This window comes from Aquimarina sp. EL_43 (assembly GCF_943422735.1).
Taxonomy (GTDB): domain Bacteria; phylum Bacteroidota; class Bacteroidia; order Flavobacteriales; family Flavobacteriaceae; genus Aquimarina; species Aquimarina megaterium.
Map to the genome: position 1 here is coordinate 3,089,041 of NZ_CALSBR010000001.1, position 15,778 is coordinate 3,104,818.

13 protein-coding genes are annotated in these 15,778 nt (G+C 32.2%); 7 read left to right on the forward strand and 6 right to left on the reverse strand.

Annotated features, from left to right (window positions below):
- Nucleotides 1–33: 33 nt before the first annotated feature.
- The 5 genes from NNL09_RS13095 to NNL09_RS13115 all read right to left on the reverse strand — a co-directional run bounded on the left by NNL09_RS13095 (nt 34) and on the right by NNL09_RS13115 (nt 4,536).
- Complete coding sequence (locus NNL09_RS13095) at nt 34–1,047, reverse strand: SIMPL domain-containing protein (protein WP_025666575.1); 1,014 nt, start codon at nt 1,045–1,047, stop codon at nt 34–36.
- 127 nt (nt 1,048–1,174) lie between these two features.
- A complete protein-coding gene (locus NNL09_RS13100; protein WP_025666576.1) occupies nt 1,175–2,014 on the reverse strand; it encodes an alpha/beta hydrolase in 840 nt (279 codons plus the stop codon).
- Entirely contained in the window at nt 2,011–2,379 is a 369-nt protein-coding gene (locus NNL09_RS13105) for a cupin domain-containing protein (RefSeq protein WP_025666577.1), read from the reverse strand. Before NNL09_RS13105 ends, NNL09_RS13100 begins: the two co-directional genes overlap by 4 nt.
- Nucleotides 2,380–2,390: 11 nt before the next feature.
- Nucleotides 2,391–2,960 carry a hypothetical protein gene (locus NNL09_RS13110; RefSeq protein ID WP_025666578.1) on the reverse strand — a complete coding sequence of 190 codons (570 nt, stop codon included), beginning with the start codon at nt 2,958–2,960 and terminating at the stop codon, nt 2,391–2,393.
- Between the two features lie 40 nt (nt 2,961–3,000).
- The gene (locus NNL09_RS13115; RefSeq protein ID WP_025666579.1) at nt 3,001–4,536 is read right to left on the reverse strand and encodes a helicase HerA-like domain-containing protein; all 1,536 of its coding nucleotides are present in this window, start codon (nt 4,534–4,536) and stop codon (nt 3,001–3,003) included.
- A gap of 153 nt (nt 4,537–4,689) precedes the next feature.
- Here NNL09_RS13115 and NNL09_RS13120 point away from each other — a divergent pair, with 153 nt between their 5' ends.
- Together NNL09_RS13120 and NNL09_RS13125 are read left to right on the forward strand one after the other, a co-directional pair.
- Complete coding sequence (locus NNL09_RS13120; RefSeq protein ID WP_231389069.1) at nt 4,690–5,106, forward strand: RidA family protein; 417 nt, start codon at nt 4,690–4,692, stop codon at nt 5,104–5,106.
- A 135-nt stretch (nt 5,107–5,241) separates the two neighbouring features.
- Nucleotides 5,242–5,871, forward strand: coding sequence for a 7-carboxy-7-deazaguanine synthase QueE (locus NNL09_RS13125; protein WP_196909519.1), 630 nt, complete (start codon nt 5,242–5,244; stop codon nt 5,869–5,871).
- Between the two features lie 1,969 nt (nt 5,872–7,840).
- On the opposite strand, the gene NNL09_RS13130 is transcribed toward NNL09_RS13125, so the two are convergent.
- Nucleotides 7,841–8,374, reverse strand: a complete 534-nt coding sequence (locus tag NNL09_RS13130) for a DUF2911 domain-containing protein (protein ID WP_025666582.1) — start codon at nt 8,372–8,374, stop codon at nt 7,841–7,843.
- A 260-nt stretch (nt 8,375–8,634) separates the two neighbouring features.
- Here NNL09_RS13130 and asnB point away from each other — a divergent pair, with 260 nt between their 5' ends.
- The 5 genes from asnB to NNL09_RS13155 all read left to right on the forward strand — a co-directional run bounded on the left by asnB (nt 8,635) and on the right by NNL09_RS13155 (nt 15,693).
- On the forward strand, nt 8,635–10,314 hold the full coding sequence (gene asnB / locus NNL09_RS13135; protein ID WP_196909520.1) for an asparagine synthase B: 1,680 nt from the start codon (nt 8,635–8,637) through the stop codon (nt 10,312–10,314).
- Between the two features lie 466 nt (nt 10,315–10,780).
- Nucleotides 10,781–12,721 (forward strand): DNA topoisomerase (ATP-hydrolyzing) subunit B, encoded by a 1,941-nt coding sequence (gene gyrB, locus NNL09_RS13140; RefSeq protein ID WP_025666586.1) that lies wholly within the window; start codon nt 10,781–10,783, stop codon nt 12,719–12,721.
- Nucleotides 12,722–12,810: 89 nt separating this feature from the next.
- Nucleotides 12,811–13,812: a DUF6588 family protein gene (locus NNL09_RS13145; RefSeq protein WP_196909521.1), complete on the forward strand. Its 1,002-nt coding sequence runs from the start codon at nt 12,811–12,813 to the stop codon at nt 13,810–13,812.
- Between the two features lie 86 nt (nt 13,813–13,898).
- Nucleotides 13,899–14,825 (forward strand): malate dehydrogenase, encoded by a 927-nt coding sequence (gene mdh, locus NNL09_RS13150; RefSeq protein ID WP_025666588.1) that lies wholly within the window; start codon nt 13,899–13,901, stop codon nt 14,823–14,825.
- Nucleotides 14,826–15,072: 247 nt separating this feature from the next.
- The gene (locus tag NNL09_RS13155; protein ID WP_025666589.1) at nt 15,073–15,693 is read left to right on the forward strand and encodes a hypothetical protein; all 621 of its coding nucleotides are present in this window, start codon (nt 15,073–15,075) and stop codon (nt 15,691–15,693) included.
- Nucleotides 15,694–15,778 lie beyond the last annotated feature (85 nt).

Consider the following 15,778-nt stretch of genomic DNA (forward strand, 5'->3'; position numbering starts at 1 on the left):
AAGATAATGGTTATAACAAAATGATAAATGGTATTAATTCAATTTTAATTCTTTAATATCAACCTTCCCATCTGGTGAGATTAAGAAATATTTTGGATTTGTTACTTCTTTTTCAATTGGTTTTTGCTCTTTTGGTATAAGCGTATACTGTAGTTTTATTTCCATTCCTATTTGCACAACGGGTTCAACTATAGAGCTATTTATAACCATATCATAGTTTTTATATGAGATAGGATCATAATAATACGTGATTTGTTTTTTTGCAGCTACAACCCCTTGTTTCTTATTAAATGTGTCTAAAGAAGTACTATGAAAAGCTTGATAGCTTTTATAAAATTCTCTTGGAAAATGACAATATTTAGTATCTGCCATTGTTGGATGATATGACGTTAAATCAAAACCCAAATCGGTATAGAATTGTTGTTTTTCTTTAAGAGTTTTCAATATCTCTGTACGTAGTTGTTTGTATACAGCTTGTATATCGTTTATAAAATAGTCTACTTTTACAAGATTATAAATTTCGTTATTTGCACAGGTAGAAAGTATTTTCTCAAATTGATTTACATTAGTAAATTTTACATGGATATTTTGTTGTAGTTCAAAACCTTTGGGGACTTCATTGTATTTTTTACTGAATAATTTTTTTTCTACTACAGTTTCATATACAGGAACAAATGAAATGACATCGATAATAACATCTCCCTCTAAAATACCTTTGGTGCGCAATTCATCTTTTACTTTTTCTACTCTCCCGTTCATTAGCGTATTAGTTTCTTGAGATGTTTTTCCAATTTGCACGATATTAAAAACTGCAGTATACGAATCGGCAACAATATTGTTTAATACTTTAGCATCAATTGTTATCACAGGGTTAGGTGTTAAATCCTTTTGCCTAAATTGTTGTATTTGATTTCCATAAATATCAGCATTCGCTAATTCTGCAGAAGCTATTATATTTTGCCTAGAAATAATTGTTGCGTTTCCTTTAATTTGAGCAAAAGCGCATGAACTAGAGAATACTAAGAAGATATAAATTAAATTTTTCATGATATAGATTTATCGTAAATCTATGTTGAAAGCTGGTTTTGCAAAAACAATAATGAGTGAATGGCCCTTTTAAATGAGGGAATTGCTTTTTTTTCAAAGAAAGGCACTATTAGGATTTGTTTAAAGCTTATGCTTTCAAAAAATCAATAATCATATTGTCAACTTCATCAAAAAATAGAGAGTGACCATAATTTTCTGTAGTTATAAATTGAGCATTGTTCCAATTTTTGCTAATACTTTCGGCTTCACTATAAGGAGCGATATCATCATTTTTATCATGAATTAAAAGCCCTTTAACTACTAAGTTTTTAGCGAAGTTAACCATAGAAAACTCATCAAAATAGAAACCATGTTTTTCTTTAAAATAATGATTTAACGCTTTCATAAATTTAGGAGAAAGCTTTAATACCTCCTGATATCCTTTCATGATTCTGGAAAGTTCTGAAGGAGGCGCCAATACGATTAGTTTTTCTATTTCTTTATTTTGATAGGTGTATTGATGAAATATAGTTGCCATACCACCTACAGAATGCCCAATCATATGATTAGGTCTATAGAGTTCAACTATTTTTTGAAGGCACTTAGTGTATAAAGGGACGTTTAATATTTTTCCTGTAGAATTACCATGCGCAGGAGCATCAAAAGCAATTACATTAAATCCTTTTTTATGTAATTTTTGTATGAGTACCTTCCATCGATGCGTATTACTTTCCCATCCATGAACTAATAAAATTGTTTCTCCCATGCTAGACCATCTATAGGTCTGGATATAGATAGTATCAATAAGAACCATTTCGTCTTCTGCTTCTTCGAGAAAATCTTCTTGTTCTGGTAATATTTTACCCTTTCTTGGAGTACAAAATAAGATATATGCTTTATTGATTGCCTTTTTTGGATAAAAAAGGAAAAGAAACTGGATGTATTTTCCAATGATAAGAGGCAAGTATTTTTTATATTTTTCTTTCATTCACCTTCACGATGTACTGCTTCCATAGTAAATGCAGGGAGGCAAATGGCAAGATACTCACATTCTTCATCAAATGGGTTAGTATATTGAATTCTTGTGTTTTTTTTAATTTTAATAGATTGTCCCGATTCTAATATTATTTTTTCTCCATCAATGATAAACTGTTTTTTACCTCTAATAATATAAGTGTATTCATCAAACTCTGGGGTTTGAAAAGGCTCGCTCCAATGAGGTGGCGCAATCATATGTGCGATACTAATTTGAGAATTTTGATCAGTTGCCATACCAAAATGCTCTTCTATTAGTTTTCCATCTGTAGTCGGAACAATAAAAGGGGATTTTTGGATCTGATATTTTTTACTCATTTTTTTGTTTTTTAATTGGCTGCATCCCAGCTTATCCAGAAATGTTTGATTTTTGCAGAATCGGGTATATCTGTTGCTGTTATTTCTATATCGGTAGTAGATTGAAACTTTTTTGATAATTCTTTTTTATCAATAGTGAAATATGCCTGAATGCTATCTACAAATATTACAGCTGTACTTAGTGTATTATTAATTTTTGAGATATTGTAATGGTCTTTGATATCTTTAAAAACACCATTAGAAGATAAACCCGAAGCAGTTTTATATCTGGGATCCACAATTTGAATGTTTTCTATAGTAGACATCGGATCTGATTCTTTATGAGCTTCTAAAACTAATAACTTTGTTCCTCCTTTTTCATAAATTTCTATTTCATTTACATTATTAAGAAATTGATTTCCAGCAGCTCTTTTTGCAATAGAATCATTGGCATAGATAGAATCTAATTCTTTGATTTGTATTTCGCTGGTTAATAGTCCTATTCTATTATTGGTAATCTCAAACGGATCTTGTTTTTGTTCTTTTTGACAGCTATATATTAATAGTGAAATAAGAAGAATTTTTAACATTCTCTTTGCCATAACTAGATGATTTAGTGATTTGTTAAATTATAAACGTAAATTATTTCAATAACTTATTAAGTACTCCTAAAGCTCCTCGAATAAAAGTGGCACTGGTAAGTACTTTTATCACTGCTTTTTCTGTAGCACTAGCTCTTCTACTTTTTGATCGAGAACTAGATGAGCCTCTATTTAGTTTTTCTCTTTCCTTTTTGGCGGCTGCTTTTGCTTCTTCTGCTTCTGCCTTCTCAATTTTTTCGTTTAAAAGCTCATAAGCACTTTCCCTATCTATTTCTTTATTATATTTAGGGATAAGTTTTGATTTTTTAAGTAAAGCTTTTAATTCACTATCGTTTAGGATGTCCATTCGACTCATAGGAGCCCTTAGCATAGTTGCTGCCAATGGAGTAGGACGTCCTTTCTCATCAAGGGCAGATACCAAAGCTTCTCCAATTCCCAAAGAAGTAAGTATTTCTTTGGTGTCATAGTATTCAGAAATTGGATAATTCTCTGCAGTAAGTTTAATCGCTTTTCTATCCTTGGCAGTAAATGCTCTAAGCGCATGCTGAACTTTGAGTCCTAATTGACTTAAAACTCCATCAGGAACATCGGTTGGATTTTGAGTTACAAAATAAAGACCGACACCTTTAGATCGTATTAGTTTTACGATGCTTTCTATCTGACCCATAAGTGCATTAGAAGCTTCTTTAAAAATGAGATGAGCCTCATCAAGAAAAATCACTAGTTCTGGCCTCCCACTGTCCCCTTGTTCTGGGAAAGTGCCATATATTTCGGCAAGAAGGCTAAGCATAAATGTAGAAAACAACTTTGGCTTATCTTGTATGTCTGTTAATCTAATGATATTGATGATACCTCTACCGTTTTCATCAATTCTACATAAATCTTGAACTTCAAAAGATTTTTCACCAAAAAAGAGATCTGCTCCTTGTTGTTCTAATTCGACTATTTTACGTAAAATTGAACCCGTAGATGCAGTAGAAATACGTCCATAATCCTTTTCTAGTTCCTTTTTACCTTCTTGAGTAGCATATTGTAAGACTTTTTTTAGATCTTTTAAATCTAATAATGGTAATTTGTTATCATCACAATATTTAAATATGATAGAGATAATTCCTGCTTGAGTTGTAGTAACATCAAGAATTCTGGATAGTAGAACTGGTCCAAACTCACTTACTGTAGCTCTTAGCCGAACGCCATCCTGATCAGAAAGAGATAAAATCTCTACAGGAAAATCTTTGGCTTCGAATGGGATACCTATTTTTTCATGACGTTCGTCAATTTTGGGATGACCAGGACTGGCAGCTGCAATCCCACTAAGATCTCCTTTTATATCCATTAAGAGTACAGGTATTCCTTGTTCGCTTAGATTTTCTGCAAGCACTTGTAGAGTTTTGGTTTTACCTGTACCCGTAGCGCCGGCAATTAACCCGTGACGATTTAATGTTTTTAAAGGGATTTTTACATGAGCATCGGTTATTGTTTCTCCATTATACATAGCGGCTCCCATAGTTAGAAAATCACCTTTGGTTTTATAACCTTCGTTAATATGTTCAAGAAATGCCTGGTTATCACTCATAATTAGATATAATTTTGCATAAAAATAGGAATCTTAACTTTTCTATAGAAATTATAAGTTACTTTTAATATAAAGTAAATCACAATACTAATTTTTTATTACTCAGGATCCATGAAAAAAATAACATTAATTATTTGTCTATTCGCTTTTTTAATGAGTTGTAATACAGATACTATAAAGTCTGTAGATACAGTCGTTTTTCATAAAACTCACGAGCCTAAAAAATCAACAGCTCCTTTTTCTGATGCCGTACAAGTAGGGAATCTATTTTTTCTGTCTGGTCAGGTAGGAATGGATCATAGTGTGAGAAAATTGGTGCAAGGAGGAATACAGCCCGAAACAAAACAAACTCTGGAAAATATAAAAGCAGTTTTACAACACCATGGTATGGATATGGTAGATGTAGTTAAATGTACCGTGATTTTAGCTGACATAGAAGATTTTTCTGCTTTTAACGAAGTGTATAAAACCTACTTTCCACAAAAACCAGCACGTACCACCTTTGCTGCCAAAGGATTGGCTGTTGGTGCTAAAATCGAAATAGAATGTGTCGCTGTTAAGTCTGAATAAAGATAATAGTTATCATCTACCATAGATACAGGATTAAGTTGCTTTTGATAGTGTTTCATAATTTTGATTAGAAGATTTTTTTAAGATGTAATTATTCTGAAATCGTAATTTAATATTATTTACATTTGCAACCTTATGCAAAAGAGTATACAGAAATTGGTGAATGATGGTAAACTGCTTCCTTTGATGGAAGAATTTTATACCATCCAGGGAGAAGGTTATCACAAAGGAACAGCAGCATATTTTGTTAGGATCGGTGGCTGTGATGTTGGGTGCCATTGGTGTGATGTAAAAGAAAGCTGGAATGCAGATTTGCATCCTCCAACAGATACAAATGTTATCGTAGAAAATGCGCTAAAATATAGCGATGTAATTGTGGTTACAGGAGGAGAACCTCTTACCTGGGATATGACCTTGTTAACTCAAGGTCTTAGAAATAAAGGAGCTAAAACTCATATTGAAACATCTGGTGCTTATCCTCTAACAGGTGAATGGGACTGGATTTGTCTTTCTCCCAAAAAAGTAAAACTTCCAAAAGAAGAAGTTTATAAAAAAGCTAATGAGTTAAAATGTATTGTTTATAACAAAAGTGATTTTGAATTTGCCGAGAGGCAAGCAGACAAGGTTTCTGATAATTGTGTATTGTATCTTCAACCCGAATGGAGTGTTCGCGAAAAAATCATTCCTCTGATTGTCGATTATGTTATGAAAAACCCAAAATGGAAAGTTTCTCTTCAAACTCATAAATACTTAAATATTCCCTAAAAAGATCTATCACTTTGATTCTTAAAGCTTTTTGAATAAAAATACAAGTATTTAATCACTAATGCGTTATGGTTTTTCCATAATTTTGGGGATAATTCCCCATATTTTATTTTTCATTTTGAAGGAAAAAGACTACGGTATTTGTGGTTTTTCAATATTTCGTATACTTTTTACCCAGCTCTTTAAGTATTTATATCGAAATTATCATTTTTGTTTTATTACTTGTTTTGGTAGTGTTTAAATTTATGTGAACAATTTAAAATCAGTTTCTTATGAAAAATTTATACGCTACATTTGGATTAACTTTTAGAGCTTTTATCAGTTTTGTAAAAGAATTGCCAGGAGCATCTCTATATGCTATGCGTAGATAAATATCTGCATAAAGAAGTATATAAACTTTTTGATTTTGAACGTGAATTTACCTTTCGTCGAATGTAAATGTCGTTTTAATTATTCTTTTAGACCAGCTAACGATTTTTTATACTTACAATGTAAATATGAGATAAATTTGTAACTGTAATTAAAAACCAGACAGTTATGAAATATTTTACCTCTATTTTCGGATTAAGTTTTAACGTAGTAATTAATTTTTTAAAAGATCTTCCAGGAGCATCTCAGTATGCAATCAATAAATGATAATGATGAATGTACTAGTTTATTATCATCGATCATTTTATTTTTTAGATCCTTAGTAAGAGATTGTTTTAAGAAACAGTCTCTTACTAATTTTTATAAGTAAGAAAAAGATGATATGGTTTATAAGAAAAGGACTATATCTGTTTTTATGATCAATACTTCTTTTTTAAAATACTGCTTTTTTTATTTGGGTTAAACAAAATACTTCATGCCCCCAGTGTAATTAACAGTTCCTTAGAAATTCATTGCTACATTTAGTGATCAATTAAGTTTTAAGTTTTTATATGAATAAACGTCATAATTGTTTTGATCAATAGACTTCATTATTTTCTTTAATTTTTCATAGTATAACATTCAATTGAAGGAAAAAATATTCAAAAAAAACATAAAAATGGGTTATATAATATTAAATATAATCTCTTTTTTACATTTCTAACAAGGAATGAATAATGGTATTTCTAGAATAATATATAGATATAACTCTGCTTTTTAGTTGTTTTATATGTTTTAAGAAAATTTGATTGAAAGGATGTGAAATAAAAAAGGGGGAGAAAACCCCTAAAACACAACTTTACAGTGTGGGAAAAAACCTCAAAAATTAACACATGTAAATTGATTTTTGGTGTTATGGCGTTTTAAAGTGTTTTATGTCTAAAATTTTGTTTTGTCGATGTTAATTTTTATGGGTCAAATGAGATAGACATTATCTTTGTATAACAATTTTAAACCAAAAGATTATGAAGCTATTTTACGGTATTTTTTTTGTTGATATAAAGGCTTTAAAAACCTTTTTAAGACAACTACCATCGGCTTGCAGTAATGCAATCCATAGATAAGATTTTTTGAAATTGTTGAGGGACGATTTTGAAAACCGAATGAAACGAAAAAGAATAAGCTTTTGAAAAATTTATGTTAAGGAATTTAGGGAAATTACCCCATTATCCTTGTATAAAATAACAAAGCATTAGGGGGTGGACTTATTAGAATTAAGATTTTCGTGCTTATTATCGATAAAATCTTGATTTATATCTAAAATATATATAAATTTATTGACATCGAGTTATATCGGTATTATATTTGAATAATAATTACATTAATTTTTAAACGTAACATATGGGGCTATTTTACACAAAATTTAGATTAACTTTTAGAATTGTGATGGATTTTCTAAAAGAGTTACCTGGGGCATCTGGTCATGCTATTCACAGATAACATAAGAACTTATTATCTCTGTTCGAGATAAGAACAAACACAAAAGTTGAGGAAAAAAATAGCTTGAAAATTTATTTTCAAGCTATTTTTTTATGAATTAAATTGTAAACTCTTTCGTTTGTTATAAATAAAAAGGTACTTCTACACGAGTAGTATCCCATCCCATAACCATGTGATACCCTTTATCTACTTTTTTGAAAGCTATAGAAAAAACTTCTAACTCATCACCACTTCCAACCGGAACCTTGATTCTAGCCACATCTTTACTTTTATCATAAGAGTAGGCTCCCCAACTATCTAGATCAGAATTTATAATAATAGTCCATTCTTTTTCACCAGGAATAGTGAATAATGAATATGTACCTGCTTTAATGGTTTTGTCTCCCATTTTTACATCCTGAGAGAATCTAATTTCGGTAGCTTCATCAGCGCCAGTTCTCCATACTTTATCATATGCAGCTAAACTACCAAAAATTTTACGCCCTTTCTTTTGTGGACGACTATAGACAACTTTAATCTCTGGTTTGGCATTTCTGTCTTTCTTAGCATAAGAAATATCGGTTGGACTTTTCTGCAGTCCTGCAAATTTTTGAGCGTTTACACTTGATAATGTACCCAAAAACATAATAATAATTAATACGAGTGATTTTTTCATAATTTGATTTTAATTTTTATGACAGACGTAAAGATATTGTTGAACTTACAATTGAAATGTTAATCGAGTCTATAAATTGTGTTAAATGTTTGAGATAACAATATGGTAGTATATATAAGAATATATCCTTTTTAAAGTTTCTTTTTGTTATAGTTTATTGTATTTTTTGTTTTAATGTGTAAGCTATATTGTGTTTATTGTTTTAATTTTGTAACTATAAACCCACCTTTGACCTTTCAAAATAATAGAAAAAGAAGAATATGTGTGGAATTGTTTGTGCTTTTGATATAAAGCAAGATTCAGAGATGTTACGACCTCAATTACTTGAGATGTCAAGAAAAATTAGACATAGAGGCCCGGATTGGAGTGGAATATACTCCAGTAAAAATGCAATACTAGCTCATGAAAGATTGGCTATAGTAGATCCGGTTTCTGGTAAACAACCATTGTTTAGTGCAGATAATAAACTGGTACTAGCAGCTAATGGAGAAATTTATAATCACAGAGAGCTTCGTAAACAATTTGAAGGAACTTATGATTTTCAAACAGAATCTGATTGTGAGATAATTTTGGCACTATATGAACAAAAAGGTGTAGATTTCTTAGATGATCTTAATGGTATTTTTGCTTTTGCACTATATGATGTAGAAAAGGATACGTATTTCATTGCTAGAGATCATATGGGGATTATTCCTCTTTATATGGGATGGGATCAAAACGGTACTTTCTATGTGGCATCCGAGTTAAAAGCTCTTGAAGGAGTTTGTACTAAAATAGAATTGTTTCCTCCGGGACATTATTTGTCAAGTGAAGAAGGAGAACCAAAGAAGTGGTATGTTAGAGATTGGTCTGATTATAAAGCAGTGCAAGAAAATCAAACGAGTATTGATGAACTAAGAGATGCTCTAGAGGCAGCTGTTCATAGACAATTGATGTCTGATGTTCCTTACGGTGTTCTATTGTCTGGCGGATTAGATTCTTCAGTAACCTCTGCTATAGCAAAAAAATATTCAGAAAAACGAATAGAATCCGGTGACACCAAAGATGCATGGTGGCCAAAATTGCACTCGTTTTCTGTTGGATTAGAAGGTTCGCCGGATTTGGAAGCTGCACAAAAAGTAGCCGATCATATAGGAACCATACATCACGAAATAAAATTTACTATTCGAGAAGGTCTTGATGCGATAAAAGATGTGATCTATAATTTAGAGACCTATGATATTACTACCATAAGAGCTTCAACTCCAATGTATTTAATGGCTAGAGTTATTAAATCTATGGGAGTAAAGATGGTACTGTCGGGAGAAGGAGCCGATGAGATTTTTGGAGGGTATTTATATTTTCATAAAGCACCAAATGCAAAAGAATTTCATGAAGAAACTGTGCGTAAACTCAACAAATTACATATGTATGATTGTTTACGAGCAAATAAATCGCTTGCTGCATGGGGAATCGAAGGGCGAGTTCCGTTTTTAGACAAAGAGTTTATAGATGTTGCAATGAGAATTAACCCAAAAGATAAAATGATTAATGGGGAAAGAATGGAAAAATGGGTTATTCGTAAGGCTTTTGAATCATATTTACCAGAGAGCGTAGCCTGGAGGCAAAAAGAACAATTCTCTGATGGAGTAGGGTATAGTTGGATCGATACATTAAAAGAAATTGTTGAGGTCGAAGTTACAGATGAACAAATGGCGAATGCGCATTTTAGGTTCCCAATACAAACACCTCAAAACAAAGAAGAATTTTACTATAGAACTATTTTTGAAGGACATTTTCCTAGTGATACTGCGGCATTAAGTGTTCCTCAAGAACCATCGGTAGCATGTAGTACAAAAATTGCTTTAGAATGGGATGAAGCTTTTAAAAATATGAATGACCCAAGTGGTAGAGCTATTGCCAATGTACATGAAGAAGCTTATGATGATGTTGCTATATGATAAAAATTACAGTTTATTTTAGCTGAAAGTTGAGTTAATTGAGATGTAAGGTTCTGAGAAAATATTTTCAGGACCTTTTTTGTAGTTATAAGACGCAACCTATTGAAAAACAAAATATCTCATGAATGTAGAAAACAAGAAAGATAATAATTATGAAATTACAAATCTTTACACTAGTACTTAATTGCTACATTTGGGATATGATTTATAATACTTATAATTTACTGTGATAAATACTACAGATTTTGCAAATTGAAAATCATCCTTTCAAGAATATAAATAAATCTTAAATTCATTTTAAGGGTGTTTTTATCGTTTTTAAGAGCGTTTTTTATTTTTCTAGTACTATTCTTAACTAATTGTTGATAACTCGTTAAATCCTTCTTGATAAAACTCTTTGATCCTTTTACTCTTTTTTTATCTTTGTTTGTTGTCAAAAAAATAAAATAATTAATTAAGGGATTTTATGAGCGAAGAAGCTAATAAGAAAAATTACTCCGCCGATAGTATTCAGGCACTCGAGGGGATGGAGCACGTACGTATGCGTCCATCGATGTATATTGGTGATGTTGGATCTCGAGGGTTACATCATTTGGTGTATGAGGTAGTAGATAATTCAATTGATGAAGCACTAGCAGGGCATTGCGATGCTATACAAGTAACTATCAATGAAGATAATTCTGTTACTACTCGTGATAATGGTAGAGGGATTCCTGTAGGTATACATAAAAAAGAAGGTGTTTCTGCTCTAGAGGTTGTAATGACCAAAATAGGAGCAGGAGGAAAATTTGATAAAGATTCTTATAAGGTTTCTGGTGGTCTTCATGGGGTAGGAGTATCTTGTGTAAATGCATTATCAGATCATTTGCACGCAACTGTTCATAAAGATGGTAAAGTATGGGAGCAGGAATATGAAAGAGGAAAACCATTATATCCGGTTAAATCTACAGGAGATACAGATTTTAACGGTACTATAGTAACTTTTAAGCCAGATGCCACAATTTTTCAACAAACGCTAGAGTATAATTATGATACTTTGGCAAGTCGTCTGCGAGAATTGGCATATCTTAATAAAGGAATAACAATTACGTTAACCGATAAGCGCCATCAGGATGATGAAGGTAACGATGTTACTGAAACTTTCTTTTCTGAAGAAGGGTTGAAAGAATTTGTACGATTTCTTGATGCAAGTCGTAGTTCTATTATAGCAGATGTAATTTCTATGGAAGGTGAAAAAAACAATATTCCGGTAGAAGTCGCTATGATTTATAATGATTCTTATGCAGAGAATTTACATTCTTATGTAAATAATATTAATACGCATGAAGGAGGAACGCATTTATCAGGTTTCAGAAGAGGTCTTACATCTACGTTAAAAAAATATGCAGACGCTTCAGGATTATTAGATAAACTAAAGTTTGAAATTGCGGGAGATGATTTCCGTGAAGGATTAACAGCAATTGTATCTGTAAAAGTTCAGGAACCACAATTTGAAGGTCAGACTAAAACCAAATTAGGAAACAGAGAAGTTACTTCTGCGGTATCGCAAGCTGTTTCTGAAATGTTGGAGAATTATCTTGAGGAGAATCCAAATGATGCTAAAACGATTGTTCAGAAAGTAATCCTAGCTGCACAGGCACGTCATGCTGCTAAAAAAGCACGTGAAATGGTGCAGCGTAAATCTGTGATGAGTATTGGTGGTTTACCTGGTAAACTTTCTGATTGCTCAGAACAAGACCCTGCATTATGTGAAGTGTTTCTAGTCGAGGGAGATTCTGCAGGTGGAACAGCAAAACAAGGGCGAGATCGTATGTTTCAGGCAATTCTTCCGTTACGTGGTAAGATATTGAATGTAGAAAAGGCAATGCATCATAAAGTTTTTGAAAACGAAGAAATCAAAAACATTTTTACAGCTCTTGGTGTTACCATTGGTACTGAAGAAGATAGCAAAGCACTAAATCTTTCAAAATTACGCTATCATAAAATTGTAATTATGTGTGATGCCGATGTCGATGGTAGTCATATTTCTACATTAATCTTAACCTTCTTTTTCCGTTATATGAAGGAACTCATCGAAGCAGGGCATATTTATATAGCAGCTCCACCACTATATTTGGTAAAAAAAGGAGCCAAAAAGCAATATGCATGGAACGATGATCAGCGAGATATGATTGTAAAAGAGTTTGGAGAAAATTCTAAAATACAACGATATAAAGGTCTTGGAGAGATGAATGCAGAACAACTTTGGGATACTACCATGAACCCAGAATTTAGAACAATGCGTCAGGTTACTATCGAAAATCTTACCGAAGCCGATCGTATATTTTCTATGCTAATGGGAGACGAAGTACCACCACGTAGAGAGTTTATAGAAAAGAACGCTGTATATGCAAATATCGATGCATAAACAATAGTTTAGAAGTATATTTAAGATCCGCTATATAATAGGTATAGCGGATTTTTTTTATATTGCAATGCCTATTAAACCCAAATCTTATGAAAAAATGTACTTTGCTGTTAGCATTACTTCTAGGTCATGTTACGTTTTCGCAAACAGATATCGATCAAATTCTTGAAATAGGAATTGAAAATGCCCAGAGATTTAGTGAAGATTATTTTGCATCTGCAGGAGAGTCTTTGGTAAACGCTATGTCTAATGGTTGGTATAATACAGCAGAAACAAAGAAATTATGGCACTTCGAAGCTGGGATTGTAGGTAATCTTTCTTTTGTAAGAGAAGAAAAACAATCCTTTGTCCTAAATGTGCAGGATTATACAGATTTAACATTTAGAAATGGGCAAACCAGTCAGACTGTTGCAAATGCATTAGGTGTAAACCGAGAAGAAATAGTAGTAGTAATAAATCGAGGTCAAGCCACAGAATTAGAAGTTGTTTTACCAAATGGTATTGGTGATTCTGAAATTAATTCTTTACCAAGCGGATTTATTCAAGGATCAATGGGGTTAATAAAAAGTACAGAAATAAAACTTAGGTTTTTGCCAAGGATCAAAGCAGTACAAGATGCAGAAATACAACTGTATGGTGTCGCTTTTCAGCATGAGTTTACCGATTGGGTTTTTCCGTTAAAGAGATGGCCTGTTAGACTATCTGCTTTATTGGGATATACTAATGTAAAAGGTTTTTATGATATTAATGCCAGTAGTGGGATAGAAGGTGCAGATCAGGAAGTACGCTTAAATACTAATTCATGGTTGATCACAGGTATTGTATCTACCAAATTACCTGTTTTAAACTTTTATGGGGGACTAGGATATTATTTTGGTTCGAGTGATGCAGATTTATTAGGAACCTATCAAATTCAAAACGGACCGCTAACATCCCAAACGGTAATAGATCCAATAAGTGTAAAAAATAGAACAAAAGGAGTTAAAGCATCAATTGGTGCAAAAGTACAGTTTGGTATTTTTAGAGCGAATCTGGATTATACATTGCAAAACTATAATAACCTTTCTTTAGGACTTAATTTTGGCTGGTAATTAACACTCTATTTGTTAATTAATTCATCAAAGAATTCGTATTTTCGCGAAATAAATAAGTTTAATTACATTCAAAAAAATATACCATGAAAGTTACAGTAGTAGGAGCTGGTGCAGTAGGTGCTAGTTGCGCTGAATATATAGCAATAAAGAATTTTGCTTCAGAAGTAGTAGTGTTAGATATTAAAGAAGGATATGCAGAAGGAAAAGCAATGGATCTCATGCAAACCGCTTCTTTAAACGGGTTTGATACCAAAATCACTGGTACTACAGGAGATTATTCTAAAACTGCAGGAAGTGATATTGCTGTAATTACTTCAGGAATTCCTCGTAAACCAGGAATGACAAGAGAAGAATTAATTGGTATTAATGCTGGGATTGTTAAATCAGTATCTTCAAGTTTGATAGAGCACTCTCCTAATGCAATTATTATTGTGGTTAGTAACCCTATGGATACAATGACCTATTTGGTACATAAAACAACCAATCTTCCTAAAAATAGAATTATAGGTATGGGTGGTGCTTTAGATAGTGCCCGTTTTAAATACAGATTAGCAGAAGCATTAGGTGCTCCTATTTCTGATGTTGACGGAATGGTAATTGGTGGGCATAGCGATAAAGGTATGGTGCCATTAACAAGATTGGCTACAAGAAATAGCGTGCCTGTTTCAGAATTTATTTCAGAAGAAAGAATAGAGCAAGTTGCTGCAGATACTAAAGTTGGTGGAGCTACATTGACCAAATTATTAGGTACATCGGCATGGTATGCTCCAGGAGCAGCAGTATCAGGTTTAGTACAAGCAATCGCTTGTGATCAAAAGAAAATTTTCCCTTGCTCTACCTTATTAGAAGGAGAATATGGATTAAATGATCTTTGTATCGGTGCGCCAGTTGTATTAGGTAGAAACGGAATCGAAAAGATTGTTGAAATAGAACTTAACGATGCAGAAAAAGCTAAACTTGCAGAAAGTGCTGAAGGTGTTAAGAAAACAAATGGATTATTAGAGTTATAATATATCCTTATAAATAAGTTTAATAAGAGCTGCTTTATGCAGCTCTTATTGTTTTACGGTAGTGTAAAAAGAAATATGTTTCTCTAATTAATGAAGTCTTTACAATAGAACAAGTCTCGGTTTTGATGTTTTTGGAATAGTGATAAATACCAAAATTGAAACTTATACGTTTTGATGTTTGAAGATTGCAATAGATATTTATTTGAAGACTTTAGAAATGCAGTTTTAATTTTTTTATATTTGCCGCATGAAGAAAAAATGGTACTTCGGGATTTTAATTTCTGCTTTAGCAACACTTGTTGTTATTCAGCAGCAAACCGTAGTACCTAATCAGGAAATTGTATTAGAGTTTGTTAATAATGAGATTACTTCTGTTGAAGCTCAAAATGCGATAACACTTGTAAAAAAACAACTGCAATCTATAGGAGTGCAGCATACAAGGATATCAAAAGGGCTAAAAAATGGCAAGCTCAAAATTGCCTACTATAGTGATGCAGATGTAGAGTATATAAAAAGAATACTTTCTGAAGCACATAATGTAGCCTTGGATCATGTTTTTTATGATCAAAACGAAGATGGTGATCAGTTTCCTTTAAATAAAAATTCTAAAGACTATAATTTCGATGTTTATGAAATCCAGAAAAGTACAGATTTTGATGCTGACTTTAATGGAAAGTATGTTTTAGAAGTAAAACATGAACGCGATGGATATTCTGGTTCTAACTCGTATAGTTTTGTTAAAGGAATTGATACCGATTATATAGATAGGCTCGTCAAAGTAGCCCAAAAAGTAAATACAAATATTGCAATTGCAATAGACCACACTTCGCATAATATTCCTGAAGTAAGAGCTGGACCCACCTCTTGATTGGAATTCTAAGCTTTTAAGAAATTCCTAAAAACTAATCATATTTTAAAATAGAGCTTTTGTCAGTTGTATGATAAAGCTCAAT

What these genes read in the sequence shown, in the direction of transcription:
- NNL09_RS13120 (WP_231389069.1), top strand. Translation starts at nt 4,690, where the DNA reads ATGAGTTGTAATACAGATACTATAAAGTCTGTAGATACAGTCGTTTTT.
- NNL09_RS13095 (WP_025666575.1), bottom strand. Translation starts at nt 1,047, where the DNA reads ATGAAAAATTTAATTTATATCTTCTTAGTATTCTCTAGTTCATGCGCT.
- NNL09_RS13145 (WP_196909521.1), top strand. Translation starts at nt 12,811, where the DNA reads ATGAAAAAATGTACTTTGCTGTTAGCATTACTTCTAGGTCATGTTACG.
- NNL09_RS13105 (WP_025666577.1), bottom strand. Translation starts at nt 2,379, where the DNA reads ATGAGTAAAAAATATCAGATCCAAAAATCCCCTTTTATTGTTCCGACT.
- NNL09_RS13100 (WP_025666576.1), bottom strand. Translation starts at nt 2,014, where the DNA reads ATGAAAGAAAAATATAAAAAATACTTGCCTCTTATCATTGGAAAATAC.
- NNL09_RS13115 (WP_025666579.1), bottom strand. Translation starts at nt 4,536, where the DNA reads ATGAGTGATAACCAGGCATTTCTTGAACATATTAACGAAGGTTATAAA.
- NNL09_RS13130 (WP_025666582.1), bottom strand. Translation starts at nt 8,374, where the DNA reads ATGAAAAAATCACTCGTATTAATTATTATTATGTTTTTGGGTACATTA.
- NNL09_RS13110 (WP_025666578.1), bottom strand. Translation starts at nt 2,960, where the DNA reads ATGGCAAAGAGAATGTTAAAAATTCTTCTTATTTCACTATTAATATAT.
- mdh (WP_025666588.1), top strand. Translation starts at nt 13,899, where the DNA reads ATGAAAGTTACAGTAGTAGGAGCTGGTGCAGTAGGTGCTAGTTGCGCT.
- asnB (WP_196909520.1), top strand. Translation starts at nt 8,635, where the DNA reads ATGTGTGGAATTGTTTGTGCTTTTGATATAAAGCAAGATTCAGAGATG.
- NNL09_RS13155 (WP_025666589.1), top strand. Translation starts at nt 15,073, where the DNA reads ATGAAGAAAAAATGGTACTTCGGGATTTTAATTTCTGCTTTAGCAACA.
- gyrB (WP_025666586.1), top strand. Translation starts at nt 10,781, where the DNA reads ATGAGCGAAGAAGCTAATAAGAAAAATTACTCCGCCGATAGTATTCAG.
- NNL09_RS13125 (WP_196909519.1), top strand. Translation starts at nt 5,242, where the DNA reads ATGCAAAAGAGTATACAGAAATTGGTGAATGATGGTAAACTGCTTCCT.